This is a genomic window from Microcoleus sp. Pol12B4, from assembly GCF_036701385.1.
In the GTDB taxonomy this organism is placed as follows: domain Bacteria; phylum Cyanobacteriota; class Cyanobacteriia; order Cyanobacteriales; family Microcoleaceae; genus Microcoleus.
The window spans coordinates 1-2,774 of record NZ_JAUBQR010000389.1; the positions used below are offsets into that span (position 1 = coordinate 1).

1 protein-coding gene and 1 pseudogene are annotated in these 2,774 nt (G+C 45.2%); one reads left to right on the forward strand and one right to left on the reverse strand.

Translation table 11 applies throughout. From position 1 onward, the window contains the following. The coding region (locus tag QUA38_RS28380) for an outer membrane protein assembly factor BamB family protein (protein WP_333167760.1) at positions 1–1,124 on the reverse strand (1,124 nt) is incomplete at its 3' end. Positions 1,125–1,251: 127 nt separating this feature from the next. Between QUA38_RS28380 and QUA38_RS28385 the strand changes: the two are divergent. After that, positions 1,252–2,774 (forward strand): annotated as a pseudogene (locus tag QUA38_RS28385) (thioredoxin domain-containing protein); the annotation flags it as partial.

Here is a 2,774-nt window from a genome sequence, read left to right on the forward strand (position 1 = left end):
ATTATCCCGCCTTCCCAGCTAGAAAGTCGGCGATTTCCGGTAGGTAAAAACCATTCGACGCTGGCATTCGGTTCCTTGTTGGGATTCAGCTTCAGCACTCCACCGTTGCCCTGAATGTATTGTTTTTCAATGGCACAAAACAGTTTGCCTGATTTAGAAATTACAGCACTTCCATCCAAATCTGAACCAGTATAAAAATCCCAGACTATCTTTTTAGTTTCAATGCTAATACCGTAAATATGACCGGAACCAGCAGCTATAAATATTCTATCTTTGAGTCTCGATGGCGATGACTCCGCTACCAAGTTTCCGCGGTGCTTGCTGATATCTCCGGCTGCATAAAGCTGTACTTCCGACAAGATACTTGGCTGCTTGATGCCTTGTTTGATTTTTGCCTGGCTTGTGGAACTATCGAGAAAATAGCCGATCGCATTTTCCCCCGCATTGAACAAAACGCCACCGCCGATGTCCAAAGCGCTGCTGTCATTATCCCGGCTGTAGCTGGGCGTTTTCCTGATGTCCAATTTCCAAAGTTCCTTGCCAGTTCTAAAAGATATTGCCCTAAAACTCGGCACGACACTTTTGCCACCACCGCCACTGCGGCTGCCCTGCAAAATTACAATTCTGTTTTCTGCGCTCGCTTTTTCATCGATATAAATTGTTGAGGAACCTTTGATTATATCATCAAATTTATAGCGCCAAACTTCTTTATTAGTAGCAATATCTATTTTTCGCAAATTGTGGTCATAAGCACCTATAATTAAATAAGTTTTTCCCCCGTCTCTGGTAATTGTCGGCTGTCCCGTCCAACCGGCACCGCTCCAAACTACAGACCGCCTTCCCAGAAAAGTCCGTCCGCTTCCTAGCTCAAACTTGTCGATTAACTTCAAACTTTTCGGAACACCTCTGCCGTAGAACCGACGCTTGTCGTTACCTAAAAATGTCGGGACTAATAATTCTATTTCTGGATCTGCTTTTGTCAGATAATTGTTAAGATTAGTTTCTAATAAAGCTTGTTCCGACGATGCCGTTTGACTCAGTTTGATAACAGCAGGAGGAACAGCAGCACTCAGCAAAAATTGTCCTAGCTGTTGATTGAAGGTTCTCCGAGATGATAAGCTCATATTGGATCGAGATAATCAGCCTTAATATTAAAACATAATTATCAGCGACAACTCAAGTAAAACATCTCGCGCTAAACTGCTAGAGAACTGACAAGCTTACTCAGCACGAGTTAAAGTGGATTTGATTATGGTCAACCGTCTTGCTCAATCCCAAAGCCTTTACCTGCGGAAACACGCCGAAAATCCGATCGACTGGTGGCCTTGGTGCGAAGAAGCTTTGGAAACGGCCCGAAGCGAAAATAAACCGATTTTCCTGTCAATTGGCTACTCTAGCTGCCACTGGTGTACGGTGATGGAAGGGGAAGCATTTTCCGATCGCGCGATCGCCCAATACATGAATTCGCATTTTATACCGATAAAAGTCGATCGCGAAGAACGCCCGGATATCGACAGCATTTATATGCAAACATTGCAAATGATGACCGGTCAAGGCGGTTGACCGCTCAACGTTTTTCTGACTCCAGACGAGCGAGTTCCCTTCTATGGAGGCACTTATTTCCCTGTAGAACCGCGCTATGGACGGCCGGGATTTTTAGAAGTTTTGCAAGCAATTCGCCGCTTTTACGACACAGAAAAAGGCAAAGTAGAAGCCTTCAAAGCAGAGATTTTAGGCAACCTCCAACAGTCGGCAGCGCTGTCAGGAGTGACCGCCGAATTAAATCGCGAAGTCTTCCAAAAAGGGTTAGAAATCAACACCGGAGTTATTGCGGGCAGCAACCCCGGCCCCAGTTTTCCGATGATACCTTATGCTGAGCTAGCACTGCGGGGAACGCGATTTAATTTTGAATCAAAATACGACAGCAAACAAGTCTGCACTCAGCGCGGATTAGACTTAGCATTGGGCGGCATTTACGACCACGTAGGTGGCGGATTTCACCGCTATACAGTTGATGCGACTTGGACTGTACCACACTTTGAAAAAATGCTCTACGACAACGGTCAAATTGTTGAGTATTTAGCAAATTTGTGGAGCGCGGGAATACAAGAACCTGCTTTTGAAAGTGCGATCGCGGGGACAGTAGAATGGTTGAAGCGAGAAATGACCGCGCCAACGGGCTATTTTTATGCCGCACAGGATGCTGACAGCTTTAACACTTCTGAAGAAGTTGAACCGGAAGAAGGAGCATTTTATGTCTGGACTTATGCCGAACTGGAACAACTGCTAACTGCTGAGGAATTAACAGAAATTAAAGCACAATTTACTGTTAGTCGCAGCGGCAATTTTGAAGGTCAAAATGTATTGCAGCGCCGCCATCCAGGAAAACTGAGCGATACGGTAGAATCGGCTTTGGCTAAACTCTTTCAAGTTCGCTACGGTGGCAATCCCGATACTGTACAAACCTTTCCACCAGCCCGCAACAATCAAGAAGCTAAAAATGACAGTTGGCCGGGTAGAATTCCCGCAGTTACTGACACCAAAATGATTGCTGCTTGGAATAGCTTAATGATTTCGGGATTAGCCCGCGCTGCCGCTGTTTTTGAGAATTTGGAATATCTAGAATTAGCTGTGACAACTGCTAATTTTATTTTAGATAATCAGTGGGCTGATGGGCGGTTTCAGCGGTTGAATTATGACGGACAATCTGCTGTAACCGCGCAGTCGGAAGATTATGCTTTGTTTGTGAAAGCTTTGTTGGATTTGCACCAAGC